Origin of the sequence: Streptomyces sp. NBC_01264, from assembly GCF_026340675.1 — a bacterium.
Lineage (GTDB): Bacteria > Actinomycetota > Actinomycetes > Streptomycetales > Streptomycetaceae > Streptomyces.
Genome location: NZ_JAPEOX010000001.1, coordinates 4,467,879 through 4,489,268, shown reverse-complemented (window position 1 = coordinate 4,489,268; position 21,390 = coordinate 4,467,879). Strand labels below are relative to the sequence as shown.

Sequence of the window (21,390 nt, the reverse complement as noted above, 5' to 3'; positions counted from 1 at the left end):
GCACATGACTCTGAACACGCCCCAGAACCCGCTGAACCCCCTGACCAGCCTCCTCGTCGCCAACCGCGGCGAGATCGCGGTCCGCGTCTTCCGCACGGCCCGCGCGCTCGGCCTGGCCACCGTCGCCGTCCACTCCGACCCCGACGCCGACGCCCTGCACGTCCGCGCGGCCGACGCGGCCGTACGGCTGCCCGGCGCGGCCCCCGCCGACACCTACCTGCGCGGCGACCTGGTCATCGCGGCCGCCCTCGCGGCGGGCGCCGACGCCGTCCACCCCGGCTACGGGTTCCTCTCCGAGAACGCCGACTTCGCCCGCGCCGTCCGCGCCGCCGGGCTCACCTGGGTCGGCCCGCCGCCGGAGGCCATGGAGGCCATGGCCTCCAAGACCCGGGCCAAGGAGCTGATGCGCGCAGCCAAGGTCCCGCTGCTCGACCCCGTCGACCCGCACGTGGCCACCACCGCCGACCTCCCGCTGCTCCTCAAGGCGGCGGCGGGCGGCGGCGGCCGCGGGATGCGGGTGGTCCGCGACCTCGACTCCCTCAAGGAATCCCTCGAAGCCGCCTCCGCCGAGGCCCTGTCCGCCTTCGGCGACGGAGAGGTCTTCGCCGAGCCCTACGTGGAGCGCGGCCGCCACGTCGAGGTGCAGATCCTCGCCGACTCCCACGGCACCGTCTGGGCGCTCGGCACCCGCGACTGCTCCCTCCAGCGGCGCCACCAGAAGGTCATCGAGGAAGCCCCCGCCCCTGGCCTGCCCGAGGCCCTGCGCACCACGCTCCACGAGGCCGCCGTGGCCGCCGCCCGCGCGGTCTCGTACGAGGGTGCGGGCACGGTGGAGTTCCTGGTCACCGCCGACGGCCGCCCGTACTTCCTGGAGATGAACACCCGCCTCCAGGTGGAACACCCCGTCACCGAAGCGGTCTTCGGGATCGACCTCGTCGCACTGCAACTGCGGATCGCCGAGGGCGCCGCCCTCCCCCTGGACCCGCCCGCGCCCGCCGGACACGCCGTCGAGGCCCGTCTCTACGCCGAGGACCCGGCCGCCGACTGGCGTCCGCAGACCGGTGTCCTGCACACCCTCGACGTCCCCTCGACGGTCCGTGTGGACACCGGTTTCACCGACGGCGACACCGTCTCCGTCCACTACGACGCCATGCTGGCCAAGGTCGTCGCCCATGCCCCGACCCGCGCCGAGGCCGTCCGCGCCCTGGCCCACGCCCTCGCCGGAGCCCGGATCCACGGGCTGACCACCAACCGCGAACTCCTCGTACGCTCCCTGCGGCATCCGGAGTTCGCGGCGGCCCGGCTCGACACCGGGTTCTACGAGCGCCACCTGCCCGCCCTCACCGAGGCCGGCCCCGACGACCGGGGGCCCGCGCTCAGCGCGCTCGCCGCCGCCCTCGCCGACTCCGCCCCCGACCCGGACGCCCCGCTCGCCACCCGGCTCGGCGGCTGGCGCAACCTCCGCTCCCAGCCGCAGAGCCGCCGGTACACGGCGGCCGGGGCCGAGCACGAAGTCCGCTACCACCCGTCCCGCAGCGGGCCTCCGGAGCTCCTCGACCACCCCGGAGTGCGCATCCTGTCCGCCGCACGCCACGCGGTGGCCCTCGAAGTGGACGGCGTCCGGCGGCTGTTCCACGTGAAACAAAAATCGAACACGACCTACGTGGACTCCGTGCTCGGCTCCCACGCCCTGACCCCCGTCCCCCGGTTCGAGGACCCCCAGGACCGCACCGAACCGGGCTCCCTGCTCGCCCCCATGCCCGGCACCGTCGTCCGCGTCGCCGAGGGCCTCACCCCCGGCAGTCCCGTCACCGCCGGGCAGCCCCTGCTCTGGCTGGAGGCCATGAAGATGGAGCACCGCATCCTCGCGCCCGCCTCCGGCACGCTCACCGCGCTCCACGCCGTCACCGGCCAACAGGTCGAATTCGGCGCCCTGCTCGCCGTAGTCCAGGAGGAAGCATGAGCTCCACCCTCGGCACCACCCCACTGGAAACCGAAGAACACCAGGCCCTGCGCGCGGCGGTGGCCGCCCTCGGGCGCAAGTACGGTCGCGAGTACCTCGCCCGCATCGCCCGCGAGGGCGGCCACCCCGACGAACTGTGGGCGGACGCCGCCAAACTCGGCTACCTCGGCGTCAACCTCCCGGAGGAGTACGGCGGCGGAGGCGGCGGCATCGCCGAACTGTCCATCGTCCTCGAAGAACTCGGCGCCGCCGGCTGCCCGCTCCTCATGATGGTCGTCTCGCCCGCCATCTGCGGCACGGTCATCGCCCGCTTCGGAACCGAGGACCAGAAGCGGACCTGGCTCCCCGGGCTCGCCGACGGCACCCGCACCATGGCCTTCGGCATCACCGAACCCGACGCCGGATCCAACTCCCACCGCATCACCACCACGGCCCGCCGGGACGGCGACGACTGGGTCCTCACCGGCCGCAAGGTCTTCATCTCCGGCGTGGACATCGCCGACGCCACCCTCATCGTGGGCCGCACGGAGGACGCCCGGACGGGCAGCCTCAAGCCCTGCCTGTTCATCGTCCCCCGAGAGGCCCCCGGCTTCACCCACACCCCCATAGACATGGAACTCCAGGCGGCGGAGAAGCAGTTCGAGCTGGTCCTTGACGAGGTGCGCCTCCCCGCCTCCGCCCTGGTCGGCGACGAGGACGCGGGCCTGCTCCAGCTCTTCGCGGGACTCAATCCCGAGCGCGTCATGACCGCCGCCTTCGCCATCGGCATGGGCCGCTACGCGCTGTCCCGGGCCGTGGACTACGCGAAGACCCGCCAGGTCTGGAAGACCCCGATCGGCGCCCACCAGGCCATCGCCCACCCCCTGGCGGCCGCCCACATCGACCTCGAACTGGCCCGCCTGATGATGCAGAAGGCGGCCCACCTCTATGACGCGGGCGACGACATGGCGGCGGGGGAGGCGGCGAACATGGCGAAGTACGCGGCGGGGGAGGCGTGCGTCCGGGCGGTGGACCAGTCCGTCCACACCCTGGGCGGCAACGGCCTCACCCGTGAGTACGGCCTGGCCGCGCTGATCGTCGCCTCCCGGGTGGCCCGGATAGCCCCGGTCAGCCGGGAGATGATCCTGAACTTCATCTCCCACCAGACCCTGGGCCTGCCCAAGTCCTACTGAGCCCGCCTTCTCGACGCGCCCCTCGCACCGCTGCGCGGGCTTCGGGCCGCTGCGCCGGACTCCGTCCGGCCGTGGCGGGTCGGTGGTGGTTCCACTGCCGTCCCGGCACGAGGATCGTGGTCGGGTGCGGCTGGGGTGCCCAGCGGGGCGAGGTCCCCTACCTGCCCTTCCACCATCCCCCAGACTCCGTCCGGGGGGACCCCCAGCCGGGCTCCGCCCGGACCCGTTGCCGCGTGCGGCGCCGTTCCCGGGGGCTAGCCCCCGGACCCCCGCGCCTCAAACGCCGGCGAGGCTGAAGTGGCCCACCGGTGCGCGCGGGTACGAGCCGACATCAGCCAAAATCCAGCCCCGCCGGCGTTTGAGGCGCGGGGTCTGGGGCGGAGCCCCAGGGGGTCCGGGCGCAGCCCGGTACCCCGCTTTCAGCCCGTCCGGCGCTTAAGGACCGGGGTCCGGGCAGAGCCCGGGGAACGGTGGAAGGGCGGGTAGGGGAACTCCGCCCCGCGCAGCGGCAAAAGGTCGCAGCGGGGACTCCGCCCCGCAAGGCCAAGCCACCCGCACCGGCCGACCGGAGCCGACCAGACCCACCTCAGCCCACCGGGGCCCACCCCAGCCCACCCGAGCCCGCCGCAGGCGGCCCGCATACCCTCCCCGGAGGGGATTCCGACCGAGCCGACCACCCCCTCCGGAGGAGAGACATGCCCCCACTGGTCCACGCCGAGCGAACGCCCGGCCTCACCACCCTCACCCTCGACTCCCCGGCCAACCGCAACGCCCTCTCCGCCGCCCTGGTCCAGGAACTCCGTACCGCCCTCGCCACGGCAGCCGCCGAAGCGTCAACCCGCGCCATCGTCCTCACCCACACCGGCACCACCTTCTGCGCCGGCGCCGACCTCAAATCCCCCTGCGACCCCGCGGACTTCCTGGCCCTGCTCCGGGAGATCGCGGAGCTCCGCGTGCCCGTCGTCGCCCGGGTCACCGGCCACGTCCGCGCGGGGGGCCTCGGGCTGCTCGGCGTCTGCGACATCGCCGCCGCCGAGCAGGCGTCCACGTACGCCTTCACGGAGACGCACCTCGGGGTCGTCCCGGCCGTGATCTCCGCGCCGCTGCTCCCGCGCCTGGACCCCCGCGCCGCCGCCCGCTACTTCCTGACCGCCGAGGTCTTCGACGCCGCCGAAGCCACCCGCATCGGCCTGCTCACCCTCCACACTCCGGACGCGGACGTCGACAAGGTGCTCGCCCCCGTCCTGGACGGCCTGCTCAAGGCCGGCCCCGAGGCCCTGGCCGCGACGAAACGTCTGGTCACCGCCCCGGTACGGGCCTCCCTGGAGCGGGACGGCACCGCCCTCACCGAGCTGTCCGCCCGGCACTTCGCCTCCGCCGAGGCCCGCGAGGGCATCACCGCCCGCTTCGAGCGACGGGAGCCGTCATGGCTCCGGTGACCACGGAGACGGGCCCCAAGCAGGCCCGCAGCCGCGTCACCCGCCGCCACCTCCTCGAAGCGGCCGTCTCCTGCCTCGCGGAACAAGGCTGGGCCGGATCCACGGTCGCCGTGGTCGCGGAGCGCGCCGGGGTCTCGCGCGGAGCGGCCCAGCACCACTTCCGCACCCGCGAGGAACTGTTCACGGCGGCCGTCGAGTACATGGCCGAGGTGCGCTCCACCGCCCTGCTGGACCTGTTCCCCCGAGGCGCCGCCGCGGCCCGCGCCGATGTGGTCGGGGCGCTCATCGACCTGTACACCGGCCCGATGTTCCGCGCCGCCCTCCAGCTCTGGGTCGCGGCCTCCCACGAGGAGCAGCTGCGGCCCCGCGTGGCCGAGCTGGAGGCCCGCGTCGGCCGCGAGACCCACCGCATGGCCGTGGAACTGCTGGGCGCGGACGAGTCCGTACCGGGCGTACGGGAAACCGTGCAGGGCCTGCTCGACATGGCCCGCGGCCTGGGCCTGGCCAACGTCCTCACCGACGACACCGCCCGCCGGGCGCGGGTGGTAGCCCAATGGGCCCGCATCCTGGACTCGGAACTCGGCTGAATCCGCGGCCACCGAAACGCGACGGGCGCCCCACCCCCGAGGGGATGCGGCGCCCGTCCGTCACGGCGGCGGCCCTGTGCGGGGGCGGCCGGCGCGGTCGTTCGCTCAGGCAGTGGAGGCGATGTCCGCGAAGCCCTCGATCTCACGCGGGTTGCGCACGCCCGGCCCGGTGTAGCGGGCCGAGGGACGGACCAGGCGGCCCGTGCGCTTCTGCTCCAGGATGTGCGCGGACCAGCCGGCGGTCCGGGCACACGTGAACATCGAGGTGAACATGTGCGCCGGGACCTCCGCGAAGTCCAGCATGATCGCGGCCCAGAACTCCACGTTCGTCGCGAGCACCCTGTCGGGACGGCGCGCGTGCAGCTCCTCCAGGGCGGCCTTCTCCAGCGCGGCGGCCACCTCGTAGCGCGGGGCGTCCAGCTCCTTGGCCGTACGCCGCAGCACGCGGGCGCGCGGGTCCTCGGCGCGGTAGACGCGGTGGCCGAAGCCCATCAGCCGCTCGCCCTTGTCCAGGGCCTTCTTCACGTACGCCACGGCGTCGCCGGTGCGCTCGATCTCCTCGATCATGCCGAGGACGCGCGAGGGCGCCCCACCGTGCAGGGGTCCGGACATGGCACCGACCGCCCCGGACAGCGCGGCCGCGACATCGGCACCCGTCGAGGCGATGACGCGCGCGGTGAAGGTCGAGGCGTTCATCCCGTGCTCGGCGGCCGAGGTCCAGTAGGCGTCGACGGCCTTGACGTGGCGCGGGTCGGGCTCGCCGCGCCAGCGGATCATGAACCGCTCGACCACGGACTCGGCCTTGTCGATCTCGCTCTGCGGGACCATCGGCCGGCCCTGGCCGCGCGCGGACTGCGCGACGTACGACAGCGCCATGACGGCCGCTCGCGCGAGGTCGTCACGAGCGGTCTGCTCATCGATGTCGAGCAGCGGTTTCAGACCCCACACGGGGGCGAGCATGGCGAGCGCGGACTGCACGTCGACCCGGATGTCACCGGAGTGCACCGGGATCGGGAAGGGCTCGGCGGCCGGCAGGCCGGGGTTGAAGGCACCGTCGACGAGCAGGCCCCAGACGTTCCCGAAGGAGACGTGGCCCACGAGGTCTTCGATGTCGACGCCCCGGTAGCGCAGCGACCCACCTTCCTTGTCGGGTTCGGCGATCTCCGTTTCGAACGCGACGACTCCCTCGAGACCGGGTACGAAGTCGGACATCAGGCGGCTCCTCAAATAGTGCGAACACGCGCGGCTCCCGGCGTGATTCGCGGTCCGGCGCGGTCATCCCCGTTGATGCCCGGCACGGCCGATGGTCATCCGTTCGGGACCGTCGGACCGGCCCCAAGATTTTGTCCGTTCCGCTTGGCGCGGGGAAGCGTGACATACGGCACAGTCGCTGACGTCCCACTGCGGCAGGATGGCCGCGTGACCGATCAGCACCTTGACCCTGCCGACATGCGCAAGCAGTACCGCTCCCAGCTCGTCGCCGAGGAGAGCCTCGCCGAGGAGCCGATGGGCCAGTTCGCGCGCTGGTTCCGGGACGCGGCGGAGGCGAACGTCTTTGAACCTAACGCGATGGTCGTCGCGACGGCGACTCCCGACGGCCGCCCCAGCTCGCGCACGGTCCTGTTGAAGCAGTTCGACGACCGCGGCTTCGTGTTCTTCACGAACTACGACTCCCGCAAGGGCCGCGAACTGGCCGCCAACCCCTTCGTCTCCCTGCTCTTCCCCTGGCACCCCATCGCCCGCCAGGTCATCGTCACCGGCACGGCCTCCCGCATCGGCCGCGACGAGACGGCGGCGTACTTCCGCTCCCGTCCGCACGGCTCCCAGCTGGGCGCCTGGGCCAGCGAACAGTCCACGGTGATCGCCTCCCGCGCGGAGCTGGACCGCCGCTACGCGGAACTGGAGGCCCGCTACCCGGAGGGCGAACAGGTTCCGGTTCCCCCGCAGTGGGGCGGCATCCGTGTGGTCCCCGACGCGGTGGAGTTCTGGCAGGGCCACGAGAACCGCCTCCACGACCGCCTCCGCTACGTCCTGGAGGCCGGCACCTGGCGCGTGGAACGCCTCTGCCCGTGACCCCGTAGGGGCCCGTACACGCAGGCGACCCGCGAGCTCGGGTTTCCCCCCTGCAGTGGGGGAAGCCGGCCGGACGTACCGGCGAGCTCGCGGGTCGGGTGACTGCTTGGGATTGGCGCCGGCGACTCCGCCAGGCACCGCACTAGGTGCGTGCGACAGCGGGCGCTTTAGCCCGCAGCCACCTCACGCGTCCGGTTTCCGTACATTGCGGCAACCACCTCCCTTCTGTGTGCCACCACTGTAGGCACCCCCGCAGGTCGCGCTCAACCGAATTTCGGGGGCGATTCTGCAGGCGTATCCAGGGCCTCCGGAGCCCCCCGGCGACGGCGGCGTTCGTGCTCGGCGTCGAGAACCTTCAGCTCATCGAACGCGGCCGCGCGCTCGCCCTCGGTGGCAGGGCCGTGCTCCTCCTGGAGCCAGGTGACGAGTTCCCGCAGCTGGTCCTGAGGGATCGTGTCCGTGATCTTCTTGGGCGCCACACAAGTGACCGTACTCCCCGTATCGAGGCCCTTGCGGGCCTCGCTGCCACCCTGTCGGAGCTTCCTGCGGGTGCGGCTGCGGTGGGCCGAGCTGCACGACATCCGGGCCGAGGCCCGGCCCGGGCTGCCGCGCGGCGGGAGCGGTGGGTGCGGCCGGGCGGGGCGAACGTGGCGATCGCCGCGGTCACGCTTGCCGTCATCGCGCTCCTCGTGGTGCTTCTCGGCTGACCGGACAGCCCCTGGGTGCCGGACATACCGGGATGATTGCGGGAAGTGGGTGTGGGCTGCGTCACGTTCGAGTTCAATGACGTGACGTGCCGCACACGCGAACACCTGCAGGGGGCCCAGGTGACTGCATCCGGACGTGACGAGACCGCCGACGATCTGCTCGCGGCGCTGCTGGACGGGATGGACGCGGCCTTGTGCGCGTTCGATGCCGATGGCGTGATCACCCACTGGAACCGTGAGGCCGAGCGGATCCTCGGGTGGTCGGCGATCGAGGCCGTGGGGCGCAAGGGGTTCGCCGGGTGGGCCGTACGGGCCGCCGACGCGCAGGACGTGCAGGACAGGCTGATGTCCGCGCAGGACGTTCCGGGGCGGCAGGTGCACGAGTTCGCGCTGCTGACCAAGGACGGCGGGCGGGTGCTCGTGCGGACCCAGTCCGCCGGGGTGCCGGGCGCCGACGGGAAGCCGGCTGGGGTGTACTGCGCCTTCAGCGAGGTGCACGCGCAGATCGACCTGGAGCGTTCCATCGCCCTGAGCGAGGCGCTCATGGAGGACGCCTCCTGGGGGGTCGTGCTCGTGGATGTGGATCTGCGGCCGGCCGTGGTCAACGTCCATGCCGCCCGCGCCTTCGGGTCCGGGCGGACGGTGCTGCTCGGGCGTCCGCTGGGGGAGCTGCTCGCGCAGGGGGTGGAGGAGCTGGAGGGGGCCCTGCAGCACGTACTGGCCGAGGGCGCGCCCCCGGCGCCGCTGGAGCTGTGGGTGTCCGTACGGGGCCCCGAGGGCGTGCGGCGGCGGTGCTGGCGGTGCGGGTTCCTGCGCCTGGCGTCGCCGCTCGCGGAGGAACCCGTACCGCTCGGGGTCGCGCTGCTGTTCCAGGACGTCACCGAGGCCCGGCAGGCGCAGCTGGACACGGCGCAGCTGCGGTTCCGGTCCCATCAGCTGTACCGGGCCGGGCGGGCCGCCGCCGAGTGCGAGGACCCGGTGGAGGCGGCTGCGGTGCGGCTGGAGTTCGCCCTGGCGGGCTTCGCCGAGCACGCGCTGGTGGACGTACTGGATCCGCTACGGGACCCCGAGCCCCCGCGGCTGCTGCGCTGGTCGGCCTCCCCGCCCGGACTGGGGCTCCCCGAGCCCGGGGCGATCCCGGTGCGCTACGAGCCCGGCCACCCGGCGCTGCAGGCGCTGGACCGGGCCGGGTCGGTGCGGACGAGCGCGCCGCGCGGGCAGGCCGACGGGGCGTGGGCGGGCGCGCGGCGCTGGCCCGAGGGGGCCGCGCACGCCCTGTGCACGGTGCTGCGCAGCCGGGGCCGGAGCCTGGGGACGCTGACGTTCCTGCGGGGACCGTCCAGGGCCGCCTTCGAGCGCGCGGACGCGGCGTACGCGGAGGAGGTGGCGGCCCGCGTAGCGGCGGACCTGGACCTGGCGACGTGGAGCCCGCGTACGGCCTAGTGGCGGAAGAAGATGCGGTCGCCGTACTCCTGCATGACGCGGCCGTTCCACTCGTGGCCGCCGTCCACGTTGCCCGAGCGCAGCAGCGGCGGCTCGACCCCGCGGGCGACGAGCTCGCCGGCCGCGGCGGCCATGACCGCCTGCATGATCGCGCTGGTCACGACGGTGGAGGCGGGGGCGAAGGGGGCTTCGATGCCCTCGTGGGTGAGCTCGGCGTCGCCGACCGCGATCTTGCTGTCGAGGACGATGTCGCAGTGGTCCTTGAGGAAGGTGCCGGAGACGTGGCGGGACTTGGTGTCGGTCGCGTAGGCCACTGAGGTGACGCCGATGACCTTGAGGCCGATCGCGCGGGCGTTCATGGCCATCTCGACCGGCAGCGCGTTGCGCCCGGAGAGGGAGATGATCACGAGGACGTCGCCGTCACTGGCCGGGCTGCTGTCCAGGACCGCCCCGGCGAGGCCGTCGACGCGCTCCAGGGCGCTGCCGAGGGTGGCGGGCATGACGTCGATGCCCGCGGTGCCGGGGACGGCGAGGAAGTTCATGAGGGCGAGCCCGCCGGCCCGGTAGACCACGTCCTGGGCGGGGAGCGAGGAGTGCCCGGCGCCGAAGGCGAAGAGCTTGTTCCCGGCGGCCACGGCGTCCGCGATGACGGTGCCGGCCTCGCTGATCCGGGCGGACTCCTCGTCCCGTACCCGCTCCAGCAGGCCGATCGCGGCGTCGAAGAACTGACCGGCCAGCTTGCTCTCGCTCATACGCCGATGGCCTTCCGGGGTGGGAGTGGTTGAGGTTGTCGTCCGTGTCCGCCGCTCACCGTGCGGTCTGGACCAAGGGCCTGTCAATACGAACGTCAATCCACGGGGCGAAAGGCCCGGTGGGCGGCGTAATGAGAGGTGGCCACCGGGGCGCGGGGGGTGTTTCGAGGCAGTCCGGAACGGCCCTTGACGTCCTACACGGGACGGTTGTCGGCGCGATGGGTCAGAATTGGGGGCAGGGCCAGCGCACGCAATCCGAGGGGCACGAATGTCCGGACTGATCGATACCACGGAGATGTACCTCCGCACCATCCTCGAACTGGAAGAGGAAGGTGTGGTCCCCATGCGCGCCCGCATCGCCGAGCGGCTCGATCAGAGCGGTCCGACGGTGAGCCAGACGGTGGCGCGGATGGAGCGCGACGGCCTGGTGGCCGTCGCCAGCGACCGGCACCTGGAGCTGACCGAAGAGGGGCGCCGGCTGGCGACGCGGGTGATGCGCAAGCACCGCCTCGCGGAGTGTCTGCTCGTCGACGTCATCGGCCTGGAGTGGGAGCAGGTGCACGCCGAGGCCTGCCGTTGGGAGCACGTGATGAGCGAGGCGGTGGAGCGGCGGGTGCTGGAGCTGCTGCGCCACCCGACCGAATCGCCGTACGGGAACCCGATCCCGGGGCTCGAGGAACTGGGCGAGAAGGCCGAGGCCGATCCCTTCCTGGAGGAGGGCATGGTCAGCCTGGCGGAGCTGGACCCGGGCGTGGAGGGCAAGACCGTGGTGATCCGCCGGATCGGCGAGCCGATCCAGACGGACGCACAGCTGATGTACACGCTGCGGCGGGCGGGCGTGCAGCCCGGCTCGGTGGTCAGCGTGACCGAGTCGCCCGGCGGTGTGCTGGTCGGCAGTGGGGGCGAGGCCGCGGAGCTGGAGGCGGACATCGCCTCGCACGTGTTCGTGGCGAAGCGCTGACGGACGGAGGGGCTGGGGGGTCTTCGACAGGCTGACGCACGGGCGTTCGATCGGGTCGCCAGTGCGAGCGAATCCGGCTGGTGTCGGCCGGCGTGGACCGGTGCGGATCTGTATGGATGGTCCCGGCGCCTTACGGCGCCGGGACCGGTCCTCCCCTGCTTGACCTGGAGCCCCGAGCTCTCAAGGTCATCCCTTCGGACCGTCTTCCCCGAGCGGTCCGCCTCCCTGTTGAAAGGATCTCCATCGGCAGCGGCGGTCAATCCTTGAGCAAGGTCACTCGAAAGAGCGGTGTTGTCGGCGAGAACCCCGTTTTCGAATACGGGTTCGATACTGTGGCCGGGAGCGAAGGGGGTGCATCTGCGGTGGTACGACGCCTCGATGTGACGGGGGCCGACGGCGTACGCCTGGCGGCCTGGGAGTTCCGCGGAGCGACTGCGGGCGCGGACCCGGACCGGGCGACGCCCCAGCCGCCCCCGGGTGAGCCCGCGGCCCTCTTACTGCACGGCCTGATGGGCCGAGCCTTCCACTGGGCGGGCACCGCCCGCTGGCTCGGCGCGAGCCGCCGCGTCGTGGCCCTCGACCAGCGCGGCCACGGCCAGAGCGAACGCCCCGTGACCTCCGCCAGCTCCGTCGCCTACGGCCGCGAGGCCTTCGTCGCCGACGCCGAAGCGGCCGTCGAGCAGCTCGGCCTCGCGCCGGTGACGCTGATTGGCCACTCCATGGGCGCCCTCACCGCCTGGCAGCTCGCGGCCCGCCGCCCCGACCTCGTGGCGGCCCTGGTCATCTGCGACATGCGGGCGTCCGCGCTGGGGGAGGCCTCGCAGCAGGAATGGGAGGAATGGTTCCGCCACTGGCCGCTGCCGTTCCCCACCCAGGACGCCGCACGGCGCTGGTTCGGCGAGGACGACCCGCGGGTCGAGCGCCCGGACCCAGGCCGGGGCGAGTTCTTCGCCGAGGTGATGCACGAGGCCGAAGACGGCTGGCGCCCGCTCTTCTCGCGCCGCCAGATGCTGACCGCCCGCGAGACGTGGGTGCACGACGCCCACTGGGAGGAACTCGCCCAGGTCCGCTGCCCGACCCTGGTCGTCCGCGGCCTGGACGGCGAACTGGGCCGGGCGGAGGCCCAGGAAATGGTCCGCGTCCTGCCAGCCGGCCAGTACGCCGAGATCCCGGACGCCGGCCACTACCTCCACTACGACCACCCGGCAGCCTGGCGCGCGGCGGTGGAACCGTTCTTGGAGGGCATCAAGGCATCGGCGTAAGAGAGGGGGCGCGGCGTCACCCCGGTCCCTGAGCCCCTCCCCATCCCCCCACTCCTAGTGGCTGCCGAAGGTCACGGAAAGGGTGCTCAGCCCCCCGACCCTGGATGCTCTGACCGCCCCGAGCCCCCGTCCCGGCTGATCTCACGGTCCTGCCGGGGCGGTGCCCAGATGCCCACCGGCCGAAGGGGGCTGCGCATTCGTGACTCGGCCGCTCCTCCCCCCTCCTCCCCCCGGACCCTGTCAACGCCCCCGACCACCCCGCAGCACAAGCCAGCGGTCAGAAACCCCCCAACAACCCGAGCTGTTCCCCAGCGGGAGCCCCTCGCCCGCCGCGAAGGCGGCCGTGAAAGCCTCCGGGCCCAGGGCCGCGCGGGCTCGGGCCGCCGCGCGGTCGGTGTCGGCGCGCTCCGCCTGGGGGCGCGGGGTGCCCGCCGAGGCGCGTAGCGCCGTCGCCGTGCCCAGCAGGGAGGCCGCCCGGGCGGGCGGGAGGATCCCCGCCAGGCCCTCCAGGGCCAGGGCGAGCGCACGGGGGTCCCCGGTGCGGCGGGCCGCCGCGAGGCCGTCCCGGTGGAGGGACTCCGACGCGGCCGGATCCGCCCGCAACTCCGCCACGTACCCCAGCTCCGCCAGGACCAGCGCCGCCCCGGAGTCCACCCCGAGCCGCTGGTTCCAGGCGAGCCACGGCCGCAGCAGGGCCTCGGCTCCGTCGAGGTCGCCGCCGCGCCGCGCGCCCAGGGCCAGCCCGATCGCCGCGAACTGCTCGGCCGGGCGATGGGATTGCTCCTCCGCCAGCCGCAGGGCCCGTCCGTGCAGGTCGGCCGCGTGCGCCAGGTCGCCGGTCAGCAGCGCGATGCGGCCCCGCCGGGCCAGCCGGAAGGAGGCGTGCGTCCACAACTCCAGTTCCTGCGCGTCTCGTACGCCGTCCTCGTGCAGCCGTGCCGCGGCCGCGTAGTCCCCGGTCACCTCGGCGAGGATGCCGAGCTGCTCCGAGGTCTGCAACAGGCCCCAGCGATCGCCGAGTTCCGTGAACACCGCGGCCGCCGCCTCCGCGTTGCGGCGCAGTTCCGCGAGGTCGCCGTCGTAGAAGGCCCGCGTGGAGAGGGTGAGCAGCGCGGCCCCGTCGCCCCATCGGTCGCCGCCCTCGCGGAACCGTTCGGGGAGGAGTCCGAGCTCGCTCCCCACCTGCATGCCGGAGCCGGAGCCGGATCCGGATCCGGAGCCGAATCCGCACCGGGCGTGGGCCAGCAGCCACTGGCTGCGGAGTTCGGCGCCGGCGAAGTCGCCGTCCAGGTGGCTGTCGTCCCCGCCGAGCAGGGCGAAGGCGGCGTGCAGGGCCGGGGAGCCCGCCCTCCGGCCGGCCTCGGTGGCCTCCTGGATCCGGCCGCGCAGGAACCAGTACCAGGACAGCGCGCCGACCAGCCGCCGCCCCAACTCCCCGGCTCCCGCGTGCTCCAGGGCGGCCCGGGCGTTGAGGCTCTCCCGGTCGAGCCGCCGCAGCCACTCGCCCTGGCCGGGCCCGCGCAGATGCCCGGCCGCGCGCTCGGCGAAGCCCGTGCAGTACTCCGCGTGCCGCTGCCGGGTCGCGTCCGTCTCCCCGGCGGCGTCGAGCCGCTCCAGTCCGTACGCCGCCACCGACTCCAGCAGCCTCAGCCGCGTGTCCCCGTACGCGGTGTGTCCGTACGCCGGGTCCCCGTCCGCCGGGCCCCCGTAGGCCGACACCACGAGCGAGCAGTCCACGAGCCGCGTGAGCAGATCGAGCACGTCCTCGCGGGCGACCCCCGCGTCCGGGTCCGCGCACACCGTCTCGGCCGCCTCCAGGGTGAATCCGCCCGCGAACACCGACAGCCGGCGCAGTACGGCCGCCTCGGCCGGGGAGAGGAGCCCCCAGCTCCAGTCGATCGTCGCGCGCAGCGTGCGCTGGCGGGCCGGGGCGTCGCGGCGTACCTGGTTGAGCAGCCGGAACCGGTCGTGCAGCCGTTCCGCCAGGGTCTCCACCCCCAGGACCCGTACCCGCGTCGCGGCGAGCTCCAGCGCGAGCGGGATCCCGTCCAGCCGGCGGCAGATCAGGGCCACGGCCTCGGCGGTGTCGGGGCCGAGGGCGAAGCCGGGGGCGGCAGCGGCCGCACGGGCCGCGAACAGTTCCACGGCCTGGGCTTCCGCGAGCGGGGCGACGGCCTCGATCACCTCGCCCGAGAGCGCGAGCGGCTCCTGGCTGGTGGCGAGGACGCGCAGGCCGGGGGCGCGGCGCAGGAGCTGTTCGGCGAGGGCCGCCGCGGCCGGGAGGAGGTGTTCGCAGTTGTCGAGTACGAGCAGTGCCGTGCGCCTGCGCAAGGCCTCGGCGAGCCGCTCCCCGACCGAGCCGCCGCCCGCGTCGTCCTCGCGCATCCCGATCGTGGCGGCCACCGTCTCGGCGACCGACGTACCGTGCGCGCCGGCGAGTTCCACGAACCACACGCCGTCGGGGTGGGCCCCCTCCAGCCGCGCCGCCGCGGCGAGCGCGAGCCGGGTCTTGCCCACGCCGCCGGGCCCGCACAGCGTCACCAGCCGGCCGGCCCGGAGTGCCGCGCACACCCGGGCGACGGCCTCCTCGCGGCCCACGAGGGAGCTGACGGGGGCGGGCAGGCCCCCGGGACCGATCCCGCCACCGCGCCCGGCCGCCCGGGAGCGGCCCCGGGCCGCCTCCTCCGAAGACGCCGGTCCGGGCTCCGCGGCCGGCCCTGCGGCTGGGCCTGCCCCAGGGCCCGCGCCCGCACCCGGTCCCGCGCCCGCACCCGGTCCCGCAGCCGCACCCCGTCCCGCACCTGGGCCCGGTCCCGCACCTGGGCCCGCGCCCGCACCCGGTCCCGCACCCGCGCCCGCGCCCCCCGCCCCCACCCGCACCAGCGCGGGATCCTGGCGGAGGATGGCTTCGTACAGGGCCGAGAGCTCCACCCCCGGGTCGATGCCGAGTTCCTCGGCGAAGAGCTCGCGCAGGTGCGCGTAGACGGCGAGGGCCTCGCTCTGACGGCCCGCGCGGTACAGCGCCCGCATCTGGCTGCCGCGCAGCCGCTGACGCAGCGGGTGCGCCGCGGCGGGGCCCGCCAACTCGTCGGCCAGCTTGTGGTGTTCACCGAGTTCCAGGCGGGCCTCGGCCAGCTCCTCGTACGCGGTGATCCGCTGCTCCTCCAGCGGGCGATGGCCGCCTGCGTGAACCTCGCAGGTGCTGATCGGTAAAGACTGGTGCCGCTACTTTGTAACGAAGACCAAGTGGCCGTGCATGAGGGAAACGCATCGCCTGCCAGTGCAAATGTTCTAATATTCGACCATATTCCAATCGGAGTACGGTGTTTGGCGTACAACTCCGTTACCAGTACCGCGTCTATCCGACGCCTGGTCAGGCCATCAGCGCCCGCCGGGTGTTCGGGTGCAAGCGCGTGGTCTGGAACGATGCGCTGTCCCGGATCAAGCCCGTCAAGGCGTCGAACAAGCTGCTTGGCAACCCGAGCCGGCGAACCGCCGAGGGTCCGTACCTGCGGGTCCCGAAGAACCCGTACCTGTCCAAGGCTCTGATCACCACCGCGAAGAAGACCGGGGAGCGGGCCTGGCTGTCGGATGCCCCGGTCGGTGTGCTGCAACAGGCGCTGAGGGACCTGGACAAAGCGTGGGCCGCGCATGAGGATTCCAAGACCGGCAAGCGCAAGGGTCCCAAGGTTGCTCCGCCGCGCTTCAAGTCGAAGAAGGACAATCGGGAGTCCGCCCGTTTCACCGCCTCTGACCGGTTCAAGATCCTTGATGACGGCAAGCTGCGCCTGCCGAAGGTCGGAGACGTGCGGGTCAAGTGAACCCGCGATCTGCCCTCCGTCCCGTCGAGCGTGACGCTGATCAAGGACCGCTCCGGGAGGTACTGGGCCTCCTTCGTGGTCGAGACCGCCCCGGCCGCCGACATGCTTTCACCAGTCGATTGCGACCAGGGCATCGACCTGGGCCTGACCCGGTTCGCGGTCCTCGCGGACGGGACGCACATCGCCTCACCGAAGTACCTGCGGCGGGCGGAGAAGAAGCTGAAGAAGCGGCAGCGGGAGTTGTCGCGGAGGAAGAAGGGATCGAACAACCGGGACAAGGCCCGAATCAAGGTCGCTCGCGCTCACGCCCAGGTGGCGGATGCGCGCCGGAACTTCCACCACCAGTGGTCTCACAGGCTGACGAGCGAGAACCAAGCCGTCTTCGCGGAGACCTTGAACGTGCGAGGAATGGCGCGTGGCCGCCTGGCCAAAAGCGTGCACGACGCGGGCTGGTCCCAATTCCTGATGTTCTGCGAGTACAAGGCGATCCGGTACGGACGGAAGTTCGTCAAGGTCGCCCGCGACTTCCCCAGCTCCCAATTGTGTTCAGCCTGCGGATTCCGCGATGGCCCCAAGCCTCTGCATATCCGGGAATGGACCTGTGGGAACTGCGGAACCCGGCACGACCGGGACTGGAACGCCGGACGGAACGTCAAGCATGAAGGCCGCCGCATCCTCGCAGCGGCTGAACCACGCACCCCTGGACTGGGGGCCTCACGCCGGTAACGGCGCGAGTAAACGCCTGTAGAGCGCACGTAGGACCAGGCAGCAGCCCGGCAGCGCGCACAAGCCCCACTCCGGTGGGGAGGAAGCAGGAACCCACCCGAAGCGGGTGGTCTCCCACACGGGGTGACCACCCGCAGCCGGAGAATCCTCGCCTTTCAGGGCGATTGGAGGAAGTCAATTCGACCTGTTCCCGGAGTGGATCGGCCGGGCGGCGGGATGGCTGGCGGACGGCAGCCTGGTGACGGAGGAGACCGTCGTCGACGGCATCGAGCACGCCCCGGAGGCCTTCCTCGGCATGATGCGCGGCGCGAACACCGGCAAGATGCTGGTCCGCCTCGGCCGGGCCGGATGACCGCTGCGCCAACGGCTGTTCCAACGGCCGTACCGACGCAAAGCCCCCGGCCGCCTCGTCACGAGGCGGCCGGGGGCTTCCTGCCGTGGCGTCGGACCCTGCCGGACCCGGCGGCTATTCCGTACCGGGCAGCCAGCCGCGCTGGACCGCGCGGACTCCGAACTCGAAGCGGCTCGCGGCGTTCAGCCGCTCCATCAGGCCGGTGGCCAGTCGGCGGGCCGTACGCGGCGAGACGGCGAGCCGCTTGGCGATGGCCTCGTCGGTGAGCCCCTGCGCCAGCAGCCGGATCACCGTGGTCTCCTGCGGGCTGAGCCCGCTGTCGTCCCGCTCCTCCGACGCGGCGCCCAGCGGCCGGGCGTTCGACCAGACGTTCTCGAAGAGGGCGCACAGCGCCGTCAGGGTGCCCTGGCCGGTCAGGACCACGGCCCCCGCCGCGCTGTCCTCGCTGCTGACCGGGATGACGGCCGTGGTGCGGTCGAAGAGCATCAGCCGGGTCGGCAGATCGGGTGCGGTACGGACCTCCCCGCCGAGCTCGCCCAGCCACGTCGCGTAGGCCACGGTGCTCTGGCTGTTGCGGACGCTGTCCTGGAACAACGACCGCATCCGCACCCCGCGGCCGAGCAGGGCCAGGTCGCTGGCCTTCGACGCCTCCAGGGTCTCCGGCCGGTGCCCTCCGCCGGGTGCGAAGGTCATCAGGTCGGACCGGACCCCGTGCGCCAGGCCGGTGATCCTGGTCCGGATCTCGTCCAGCCCCACCAGCTGCTCGACGCCGGGACTGGAGCCGGTCGGGCTCAGATCGGCGAACTCCGCGATCAGCTGGGCGGCGGCCGCCCGTGATGCCTCGATGCGCAGCTGCTGGGCCGCGAGGTCCGCCTGCTGGCGGGCCATGAGGATCTCCATGCCGACCTCGGGCGAGACGGCGCGGAGCTCGCCCTCCTGCTCGTAGGACGGGCGGATCAGAGCCAGTTCGCTGAGCAGGTCGAGGCTGCTCCGGACCTCCGCGTCGGTGACGCCGAGTTGCTCGCTGAGAGCGCGCACTCCGTCGCGCGGGCGCGCGAGCATCGTGCGGTAGACGGCCTCGGCTGTCGCGTCGAGACCAAGTGTTGCCAGCACAGCGGTTCCCCCCCCTGTGTACACCCGTAAGTCAAGGTCAGCCGATAATCGCACGCGCGTCCTACGGGTAGCTCGGGGAGTCGTGGCCGCTTCCGGTCAGGGCCCGAACCGTCCAGCTTCAGGGTATTTGCCCGTTGTGAAGTCTTCGGGAGGGTGGGGTGCATGTATCTCATCCACGCGGCCCTGCACGCATCCGCGCCCGGAGCCCAACTCCCCGCGCACGCGGGCGAACTCGTCCGCGCCCTCGCCGATGCCGATCCCACTGGCTGCGGCCCGGTGGAGCACGTGTCCACGCATCCGGGTGTCCGTTCGGGTGCCCGCCCGGGCGCGCTGTCAGGTGCACTGTCGGGCGCGCTGCCGGGGCCGACGCTCGGCGTCTACCTGATCGCGGACAGCCTGGCCGAGGCGGAGGGGCGTACGGAGGTCCTGTGCCGTCGTGCGGTCGAGGAGGTGCCGGCGTTGCGCGGGTGGACGGTCGGCCGTGTGGGGGTCCCCCTCGTCACGCCGTACTACGAGCACCTCCTGCTGGCCGCTTCCGGCACCCGTGGCCAGAACGGTCCAGGTCCGGTTCCGTCCACCTGAAAGCCCTTCCACCCACGCTGAGCTGCGACGAAAGTAGTGATCGCCGGAAGGGAACACCACCTGGAAGGCAAGACCGGAGGAAACGTCACCGCGGGACGTGAGACCGGAAAAGGCCACCCGGCCAGTCATCCCAGCTCTTGAAAAGGACCACTCCCATGCTTCGCACTCGCCTCGTCAAGGCCGCCGCGGTCGCTTCCCTCGCCCTGGCCGTCGCCACCGTCACCCCGGCCCTGGCGACCCACGGAACCGGAAACACCAGCGAGACCCGAGTCAGCGCCACCACCGCCTGGGAGACCGCCCCCGTCGGCAAGAACACCACCGCCTGGGAGACCGCTCCGGTCGGCAGGAACACCACCGCCTGGGAGTAGCCGACCCCGCCGCCCGGGGCAGCAGCGCCGAAAGCGCCACCCGGCCACGGCCCACGAACTTCACAGCAGGACCCGCAGAACCGGCAGGACCCGCAGAACCGGCAGGACCCGTAGAACGCACAGCCCCGTAGAACCCGCAGGACTCGCACCACCACCAGCACCACCGCCCGGCCGATCAACCGCCGGCGCCGATTCGCACCGCACCACCCGGGCATCGCACCCACCGGCCCGACAGCTGCTCCTGCAGGGCAGCCGTCCCCACCGGCCCGGCGCGCCCCCACTCTTCGGCCTTCACCAGGCCCGTCTGCGGTCTCCGCAGCGACACCACACTTCCTTTCACGCCATCAGGAGCTTCGTCATGTCCCGCAGCATCAAGACCATCGCCATCCGCATCGCCTCCACCTCAGCCCTGGCGGCGACCGCGTTCACCATGGTGGTCGCCAACCCGGCCAGCGCCTCGACGCTGACCGACGGAATCGCCGCCACCGCCCGTGCCGAGGAAGGCAACGGAGCCTGCGCCCACGGTGGTTACGACGGTGGCCCCAACCAGTACAACAGCTGCAGCAACGGCCGTACGGCCCACGCCTGGTGTGCCGACTTCGCCGGCTGGGTCTGGGCCCGCAATGGGGTCACGGGTCTGGCGACCCTGACCGACGGGGCGGCCAGCTTCATGGCCTACGGAAAGAAGTACGGGACGATCACCAACACGCCGCACGTCGGTGACGCGGTCGTCTTCGACTACAACGGCAGCGACTGGGCCGCCCACGTGGCCCTGGTGACCGGGGTGTCCGGCGACAAGGTCACCATCACCGGCGGAAACCAGGGCGGCGGTGCGGGTCACGTCAGCACTGCCTCCAGCTACGACGCGGCCGTTGGTGAGCGTCCCTGGGGCGGCCAGAAGATCAGCGGCTACGTCTCCCCGGCCGGCAGCTCGACCCCCTCCCTCCCGAACCCGGCCTCGCTGGCCGAAGGCACGCTCGTGAAGTCGGCGAGCAGCCCGGCCGTCAAGGTCCTGATCAAGGGAGCCGGTCTCGCGGTGGCGGCCTCCGACGTCACGCCTGACAAGTACGACATGAGCAAGGTCGTCACCATCGACGACCAGGCCTTCCGGTCCCTCTTCAGCGCCCCGCCGTCGGGCACCGTGGTCCACGACCAGGCCGGCGGTGCGGACCGGTACGTGATCATCGGTGACGCCGCGCTCAAGATCGGTGGCGCCGACTGGGTCTCCGGCGGCTACAACACCCGGGCCGACATGGGCGTTCCGACCTCCTGGCTGAAGAACGCGGCCCAGCGGACGGTGGCGACGGGCATCGTGGTCATGGACCAGTCGGGCACGGACCCGTCCCGCTACGTGATGGTCGCCGGCTCCGCGCTGCACATCTCCGGCTCCGAGTGGACGGCCGACAAGTACAACGAGCAGACCCTGATGGGTGTTCCGGCCGAGTGGCTGAAGGGCGTCGTCGCCAAGCCGCTGCAGTCCGGCACGGTCGTCATGAACCAGTCGGGCACCGACTCCTCCCGCTACGTCATGGTGGGCGGCACCCCGGTGGGCATCTCGGCCACCGAGTGGACGAGCGTCGGCTTCGACAAGCTGTCCCTGATGGGTGTCCCCGGTGAGTGGCTCGGCTCGGCGGTGACCAAGCAGGTCGCCGACGGGACCATCGTCAAGGACGCCTCCGGGTCCTCCGCCTCGGTCTACGTCATGGCCGGTGGCGTCGCGGTCCCGCTGACCAACGCCGACTTCACGGGCTTCGGTTACGACCAGCGCCCCCTTGACGGTGCCCCCGCCGCATGGCTGGCCTCGGCCGCCGCCAAGGCTGCTCCCGCCAACGGCACGATGGTCAGGTCGCTGGCCGACGCCACCGTCTGGGAGATCGTGAACGGCAAGAAGCGCGCCATGGCGGCCACCGAGTTCGGCGCCGGCAAGCGCAGCTTCGACGACGTCGTCGGTGTCGGCAGCGCCTTCATCGCCAAGTTCCCGACCGCCTGATCCCGGTCCGGCGCCACGACTGAGCGCCGCAGCTGAGATCCACCGGTGAGCGCCACGACTGAGCGCCACCCCTGAGCAC

General features: G+C 72.6%; 18 protein-coding genes. 13 read left to right on the top strand and 5 right to left on the bottom strand.

Annotated features, from left to right (window positions below; translation table 11 throughout):
• Nucleotides 1-4 precede the first annotated feature (4 nt).
• From OG435_RS20715 to OG435_RS20700, 4 genes are all read left to right on the top strand, one after another.
• Nucleotides 5-1,963: an acetyl/propionyl/methylcrotonyl-CoA carboxylase subunit alpha gene (locus tag OG435_RS20715; RefSeq protein WP_266878641.1), complete on the top strand. Its 1,959-nt coding sequence runs from the start codon at nucleotides 5-7 to the stop codon at nucleotides 1,961-1,963.
• Nucleotides 1,960-3,135, top strand: a complete 1,176-nt coding sequence (locus tag OG435_RS20710; RefSeq protein ID WP_266878639.1) for an acyl-CoA dehydrogenase family protein — start codon at nucleotides 1,960-1,962, stop codon at nucleotides 3,133-3,135. The genes OG435_RS20715 and OG435_RS20710 overlap by 4 nt, the downstream gene beginning before the upstream one ends.
• 695 nt (nucleotides 3,136-3,830) lie before the next feature.
• Entirely contained in the window at nucleotides 3,831-4,574 is a 744-nt protein-coding gene (locus tag OG435_RS20705) for an enoyl-CoA hydratase family protein (RefSeq protein ID WP_266878637.1), read from the top strand.
• Entirely contained in the window at nucleotides 4,562-5,161 is a 600-nt protein-coding gene (locus OG435_RS20700) for a TetR/AcrR family transcriptional regulator (RefSeq protein WP_266878636.1), read from the top strand. The genes OG435_RS20705 and OG435_RS20700 overlap by 13 nt, the downstream gene beginning before the upstream one ends.
• 105 nt (nucleotides 5,162-5,266) lie before the next feature.
• On the opposite strand, the gene OG435_RS20695 is transcribed toward OG435_RS20700, so the two are convergent.
• Nucleotides 5,267-6,373 carry a citrate synthase 2 gene (locus tag OG435_RS20695; protein WP_266878634.1) on the bottom strand — a complete coding sequence of 369 codons (1,107 nt, stop codon included), beginning with the start codon at nucleotides 6,371-6,373 and terminating at the stop codon, nucleotides 5,267-5,269.
• Between the two features lie 237 nt (nucleotides 6,374-6,610).
• Between OG435_RS20695 and pdxH the strand changes: the two genes are divergently transcribed.
• Nucleotides 6,611-7,234 (top strand): pyridoxamine 5'-phosphate oxidase, encoded by a 624-nt coding sequence (pdxH, locus tag OG435_RS20690; protein ID WP_266881940.1) that lies wholly within the window; start codon nucleotides 6,611-6,613, stop codon nucleotides 7,232-7,234.
• Nucleotides 7,235-7,497: 263 nt separating this feature from the next.
• Here pdxH and OG435_RS20685 read toward each other — a convergent pair whose 3' ends face one another.
• Entirely contained in the window at nucleotides 7,498-7,713 is a 216-nt protein-coding gene (locus OG435_RS20685; RefSeq protein WP_266878632.1) for a hypothetical protein, read from the bottom strand.
• Nucleotides 7,714-8,061: 348 nt separating this feature from the next.
• On the opposite strand from OG435_RS20685, the gene OG435_RS20680 reads away from it, so the two are divergent.
• A complete protein-coding gene (locus OG435_RS20680) occupies nucleotides 8,062-9,384 on the top strand; it encodes a PAS domain-containing protein (RefSeq protein WP_266878630.1) in 1,323 nt (440 codons plus the stop codon).
• Here the strand turns inward: OG435_RS20680 and OG435_RS20675 are convergent.
• Nucleotides 9,381-10,136 (bottom strand): SIS domain-containing protein, encoded by a 756-nt coding sequence (locus tag OG435_RS20675; protein ID WP_266878628.1) that lies wholly within the window; start codon nucleotides 10,134-10,136, stop codon nucleotides 9,381-9,383. The genes OG435_RS20680 and OG435_RS20675 overlap by 4 nt on opposite strands.
• Nucleotides 10,137-10,404: 268 nt before the next feature.
• On the opposite strand from OG435_RS20675, the gene OG435_RS20670 reads away from it, so the two are divergent.
• Both OG435_RS20670 and OG435_RS20665 read left to right on the top strand, forming a co-directional pair.
• Nucleotides 10,405-11,097, top strand: coding sequence for a metal-dependent transcriptional regulator (locus OG435_RS20670; RefSeq protein ID WP_266878626.1), 693 nt, complete (start codon nucleotides 10,405-10,407; stop codon nucleotides 11,095-11,097).
• A gap of 362 nt (nucleotides 11,098-11,459) precedes the next feature.
• Nucleotides 11,460-12,359, top strand: a complete 900-nt coding sequence (locus OG435_RS20665) for an alpha/beta fold hydrolase (RefSeq protein WP_266878624.1) — start codon at nucleotides 11,460-11,462, stop codon at nucleotides 12,357-12,359.
• Nucleotides 12,360-12,599: 240 nt separating this feature from the next.
• On the opposite strand, the gene OG435_RS20660 is transcribed toward OG435_RS20665, so the two are convergent.
• On the bottom strand, nucleotides 12,600-15,479 hold the full coding sequence (locus OG435_RS20660; RefSeq protein WP_266881938.1) for an ATP-binding protein: 2,880 nt from the start codon (nucleotides 15,477-15,479) through the stop codon (nucleotides 12,600-12,602).
• A gap of 203 nt (nucleotides 15,480-15,682) precedes the next feature.
• Here OG435_RS20660 and OG435_RS20655 point away from each other — a divergent pair, with 203 nt between their 5' ends.
• Both OG435_RS20655 and OG435_RS20650 read left to right on the top strand, forming a co-directional pair.
• Nucleotides 15,683-16,180 carry a transposase gene (locus OG435_RS20655; protein ID WP_266878622.1) on the top strand — a complete coding sequence of 166 codons (498 nt, stop codon included), beginning with the start codon at nucleotides 15,683-15,685 and terminating at the stop codon, nucleotides 16,178-16,180.
• A 9-nt stretch (nucleotides 16,181-16,189) separates the two neighbouring features.
• Complete coding sequence (locus OG435_RS20650) at nucleotides 16,190-16,906, top strand: RNA-guided endonuclease TnpB family protein (protein WP_430625769.1); 717 nt, start codon at nucleotides 16,190-16,192, stop codon at nucleotides 16,904-16,906.
• 466 nt (nucleotides 16,907-17,372) lie between these two features.
• Here OG435_RS20650 and OG435_RS20645 read toward each other — a convergent pair whose 3' ends face one another.
• Complete coding sequence (locus OG435_RS20645) at nucleotides 17,373-18,371, bottom strand: helix-turn-helix transcriptional regulator (protein ID WP_266878618.1); 999 nt, start codon at nucleotides 18,369-18,371, stop codon at nucleotides 17,373-17,375.
• A gap of 162 nt (nucleotides 18,372-18,533) precedes the next feature.
• On the opposite strand from OG435_RS20645, the gene OG435_RS20640 reads away from it, so the two are divergent.
• From OG435_RS20640 to OG435_RS20630, 3 genes are all read left to right on the top strand, one after another.
• On the top strand, nucleotides 18,534-18,953 hold the full coding sequence (locus OG435_RS20640) for a hypothetical protein (RefSeq protein WP_266878616.1): 420 nt from the start codon (nucleotides 18,534-18,536) through the stop codon (nucleotides 18,951-18,953).
• 155 nt (nucleotides 18,954-19,108) lie between these two features.
• Nucleotides 19,109-19,321, top strand: a complete 213-nt coding sequence (locus tag OG435_RS20635; RefSeq protein ID WP_266878615.1) for a hypothetical protein — start codon at nucleotides 19,109-19,111, stop codon at nucleotides 19,319-19,321.
• A 358-nt stretch (nucleotides 19,322-19,679) separates the two neighbouring features.
• Nucleotides 19,680-21,311: a CHAP domain-containing protein gene (locus tag OG435_RS20630; protein WP_266878613.1), complete on the top strand. Its 1,632-nt coding sequence runs from the start codon at nucleotides 19,680-19,682 to the stop codon at nucleotides 21,309-21,311.
• Nucleotides 21,312-21,390: the final 79 nt, after the last annotated feature.

What these genes read in the sequence shown, in the direction of transcription:
- OG435_RS20640 (WP_266878616.1), top strand. Translation starts at nt 18,534, where the DNA reads ATGTATCTCATCCACGCGGCCCTGCACGCATCCGCGCCCGGAGCCCAA.
- OG435_RS20695 (WP_266878634.1), bottom strand. Translation starts at nt 6,373, where the DNA reads ATGTCCGACTTCGTACCCGGTCTCGAGGGAGTCGTCGCGTTCGAAACG.
- OG435_RS20635 (WP_266878615.1), top strand. Translation starts at nt 19,109, where the DNA reads ATGCTTCGCACTCGCCTCGTCAAGGCCGCCGCGGTCGCTTCCCTCGCC.
- OG435_RS20675 (WP_266878628.1), bottom strand. Translation starts at nt 10,136, where the DNA reads ATGAGCGAGAGCAAGCTGGCCGGTCAGTTCTTCGACGCCGCGATCGGC.
- OG435_RS20710 (WP_266878639.1), top strand. Translation starts at nt 1,960, where the DNA reads ATGAGCTCCACCCTCGGCACCACCCCACTGGAAACCGAAGAACACCAG.
- OG435_RS20630 (WP_266878613.1), top strand. Translation starts at nt 19,680, where the DNA reads ATGTCCCGCAGCATCAAGACCATCGCCATCCGCATCGCCTCCACCTCA.
- OG435_RS20715 (WP_266878641.1), top strand. Translation starts at nt 5, where the DNA reads ATGACTCTGAACACGCCCCAGAACCCGCTGAACCCCCTGACCAGCCTC.
- OG435_RS20670 (WP_266878626.1), top strand. Translation starts at nt 10,405, where the DNA reads ATGTCCGGACTGATCGATACCACGGAGATGTACCTCCGCACCATCCTC.
- OG435_RS20705 (WP_266878637.1), top strand. Translation starts at nt 3,831, where the DNA reads ATGCCCCCACTGGTCCACGCCGAGCGAACGCCCGGCCTCACCACCCTC.
- pdxH (WP_266881940.1), top strand. Translation starts at nt 6,611, where the DNA reads ATGCGCAAGCAGTACCGCTCCCAGCTCGTCGCCGAGGAGAGCCTCGCC.
- OG435_RS20700 (WP_266878636.1), top strand. Translation starts at nt 4,562, where the DNA reads ATGGCTCCGGTGACCACGGAGACGGGCCCCAAGCAGGCCCGCAGCCGC.